The organism is Mesorhizobium sp. M7A.T.Ca.US.000.02.2.1 (genome assembly GCF_003996995.1).
Lineage (GTDB): Bacteria > Pseudomonadota > Alphaproteobacteria > Rhizobiales > Rhizobiaceae > Mesorhizobium.
Genome location: NZ_RZTT01000543.1, coordinates 1 through 3,344 on the forward strand (window position 1 = coordinate 1; position 3,344 = coordinate 3,344).

General features: G+C 61.7%; 4 protein-coding genes and 1 pseudogene. 3 read left to right on the top strand and 2 right to left on the bottom strand.

What is annotated here, in order from left to right; genetic code table 11:
* Window positions 1-177: pseudogene (locus EOD15_RS37380) on the bottom strand (DUF3108 domain-containing protein); the annotation flags it as partial.
* Window positions 178-434: 257 nt separating this feature from the next.
* On the opposite strand from EOD15_RS37380, the gene rpmB reads away from it, so the two are divergent.
* The 3 genes from rpmB (at window position 435) to EOD15_RS31170 (ending at window position 2,395) form a co-directional block, all read left to right on the top strand.
* Entirely contained in the window at window positions 435-731 is a 297-nt protein-coding gene (gene rpmB / locus EOD15_RS31160) for a 50S ribosomal protein L28 (RefSeq protein WP_013529373.1), read from the top strand.
* A 252-nt stretch (window positions 732-983) separates the two neighbouring features.
* The gene (locus EOD15_RS31165; protein WP_127318426.1) at window positions 984-1,664 is read left to right on the top strand and encodes a queuosine precursor transporter; all 681 of its coding nucleotides are present in this window, start codon (window positions 984-986) and stop codon (window positions 1,662-1,664) included.
* A 59-nt stretch (window positions 1,665-1,723) separates the two neighbouring features.
* Complete coding sequence (locus tag EOD15_RS31170) at window positions 1,724-2,395, top strand: hypothetical protein (RefSeq protein ID WP_127409161.1); 672 nt, start codon at window positions 1,724-1,726, stop codon at window positions 2,393-2,395.
* A gap of 10 nt (window positions 2,396-2,405) precedes the next feature.
* On the opposite strand, the gene EOD15_RS31175 is transcribed toward EOD15_RS31170, so the two are convergent.
* On the bottom strand, window positions 2,406-3,344 hold a 939-nt coding region (locus EOD15_RS31175), incomplete at its 5' end, for an esterase-like activity of phytase family protein (RefSeq protein ID WP_127409162.1).

Below are 3,344 nucleotides of genomic sequence, written 5' to 3' on the forward strand. Positions count from 1 at the left end.
GCCTTGGATCGCGTAGGCGCCGTTCTCATAGCGGCTGGAAAACGTTGATTTCGCTATCGAAAGGCCGAGGAACGACACCGTGTACTCGCCCTTGAACGACTGCGGCGAGGCAGCAGACGCGGCGGACGGCAAAGCTATGGCAAGCATGGCAACAAGGGCATGTGGCGAACGAAGCATGGCGGGATCGGGTCCTTGATTTTCGGCCGGAGGCGGGCAACTCCGGTCTGGCATGTCCCTATGGAACCGCTTATAGGATGAATTCCGGCCTTAATATGAAATGCCGGGCGTGTCCGCAGGCAAGCTGGAGCTTGACGCCTCGGCGAAATGCAACTATGGAACGCCAACTTTTTCCATAAGGCCGCCTGACCAGAACCGCGCGCCACCCGGCGTGGGCTTGAGTGTTTGGCAGACCCCGAGAACTGAAGGTTAGAACAATGTCCCGCACCTGCGAACTCACTGCCAAGGCAGTCATGTCCGGCAACAATGTGAGCCACGCCAACAACAAGACCAAGCGTCGCTTCCTGCCGAACCTCGTCAATGTGACGCTGATTTCGGAAGCGCTGAACCAGAACGTGCGTCTTCGCATTTCGGCCAACGCGCTGCGTTCGGTCGAACATCGCGGCGGCCTCGACGCCTTCCTGGCTAAGGCCGACGTCAAGGAATTGTCGCAGCGCGCCCGTTTGCTGAAGAAGCAGATCGCCAAGAAGACCGCTGAACAGGCTGCCGCTTAAAACAGTTCAAAGGCGGGGGACGACCGCCCTGGCCAACCTCTTGTTGTTGGCCTCTGGCCAACTTCTTGTTGGCCTCTGGCCAACTTCTTGTTGGCCTCTGGCCAACTTCTTGTTGGCCTCTGGCCAACCTTTTGTTGGCCTAGGCATCGGATCGAAGCCGCAAGGTTTCGGCAATCCGATGCTCAAATTCCGAAGCTAGCGTAATCCGATTTAGGAATACGTTCCGCTGGTTCCATTACCCAGGATAAAAAAATGACTTTCTTCTCGCGATACTTGCCATTCGTGGCCGCCATGGCGCTTGTCGTCGTGGCATCGAACATTCTCGTGCAATTCCCGATGCAGGGCCAGATCGGCGGCCTCTCGCTGGCCGACCTTCTGACCTGGGGGGCCTTCACCTATCCTTTCTCGTTCCTGGTCACCGACCTCGCCAACCGCCGCTACGGCCCCACCGTGGCGCGCCGGATCGTCTTTGTCGGCTTCATGACGGCGGTGATCTGCTCGATCCTTGTCCCGCCCTTCCTGTTCCGCCACGGCCTGATCGAATTCGAGACCGCCGCCGACCGGCTGGTGCGGATCGCGGCCGCGTCCGGAGCGGCGTTCCTCAGCGCGCAACTGCTCGATGTCACCGTCTTCAACCGGCTGCGCCGGCAGAGTTGGTGGCGCGCGCCTATCATCGGCACGCTGGTCGGGTCGGTGTTCGACACCGCCGTGTTCTTCACCGTCGCGTTCTCGGCTGCCTTTGCCTTCGCCGGACCAAACGACGGCTTTGCGTTGGAAAGCGCACCTTTGATGGGCGTCTTCCATGTCGAGGCGATGCGCTGGATTTCCTGGGCGCTTGGCGATCTCTCGGTGAAACTGATCATCGCCGTGGTGGCGTTGATCCCCTACCGTCTGCTCGCGGCCCGCTGGAGCCAGCCGGCGGTTGCGGCTTAAACCATGATCCCGAAAAGTGGGACCCGGTTTTCGGAAAAGATCATGGTCGGACAAAGATCATGATCCCGTGGGTCCAGCTCGATTCGGCCAAGACTCCGGACGGCGGACAGGAACTGCGCCTCAAGCGGCGCGGCACCGAATTTTCGATCATGCTGGGCACCAACGAGCTCATGAACAGCCGCCTCAGCGGTTCCGAGGAAGCGCTGGCAAAACTATCCTGCGAGCGGATTGCCGGCCATAGTCGGCCAACAATCCTGATCGGTGGGCTTGGCATGGGTTTTACCTTGCGCGCCGCACTCACAGAATTGGCCAATGATGCCGGAATCGTCGTCGCGGAACTGGTGCCGGCCGTTGTCGCCTGGGCGCGCGGTCCGATGGCCGAAATCTTTGGCGGCTGTCTCGACGATCCTCGCGTCACAATCCAGGAAACCGATGTCGGGCAGTTGATCCGGTCGCGGCCCGCGGCCTGGGACGCCATCCTGCTCGATGTCGACAACGGCCCGGAAGGCATCGTCCACAAATCCAACGACGCACTTTACAGCGTGCAAGGCCTCGCAGCCGCACGCAGCGCCCTGAAACCCGGCGGCGTGCTGGCGGTGTGGTCGCAAGGCCCCGACAGCGGCTTCACGCGGCGGCTGAAGCAGGCAGGATTCGCGGTCGAAGAGGTCAGTACGCGCGCCAACGGCAAGCGCGGCGCCCGCCATGTCATCTGGATCGCCACCAGGACGTAAAGCCGGCGGGTCAATCCTGGTGGAGAATGAATTCCAGATAGAGGTTGCGCTGCAGGATCGAGTGGTTGTCGTCGGAGATCAGCGACACCATCAGCGCGCCGTCGTCGCGGCTCCAGACGTCGAGCCCTTCCATATTGTCGATCTGGTAGTCCATGTCGGCCTCCAGCAGCACCGGCCCGTCGGCGACCGCGCCCTTCTCGACGCTTTCGCCGTAGATGCGCCGCAGCCGCATCTTGACGCCGCTGGCCATCGAGAAACTGCGCTCCAGAAGCAACAGATCACCATCGGGCAGGAAGGCGCCGTCGGTGATGTCAAAATCGCCATTGCGCTTGACGGTGAAGACGCCCTTGTGCGGCCCTTCGATGATGGCGGCATAGATGTTGCCGGCCTTGTCCAGGCTCTTCTCGGAGACCACGACCAGGCCGCCCTCATGCTGGCCGTTGGCATTGGCGTGGGTGACGGTCTCGAAGCCGCGATTCTGGCGCAGCTCCCAGGCCGGAACGACGAAATCCAGCGGCTTGAACGGCGCCCTCATGTCGTTGGGGTCGATCTTGAACTGGGCGACGCGGTGGCTGCGCTCGAAGCCGACGGTGGCGATGCCGTCCTTGACCGCGAGACCTTCCGCATCGACCTCCCATTTCCTGTCGATCGGCCGGCCGGTCTGGTCGACCATCTGCTGCATGCTGAAATTCTGGATGCCGGAGGGTCGCTTTTCCGCGTCGCGGACCACCGTGCCGAAGAACCAGAAGCCGGTGTCGGCAACGCCGATGAAGTCACCGCCGGCTTTCAGGAAGCGGAAGGCCGATAGCGCGCCGAAATCGCGTGTCGGCGAGGTCATCTCCAGCCCGCCGACGAATTCGAAAGGGCCGAACTGCTTGTCGGCACGGCCAACTTGAAATTGGGTGATCGGGCGGGCCGAGATTTCGACCGGTTCGACAGAACCAGAGTC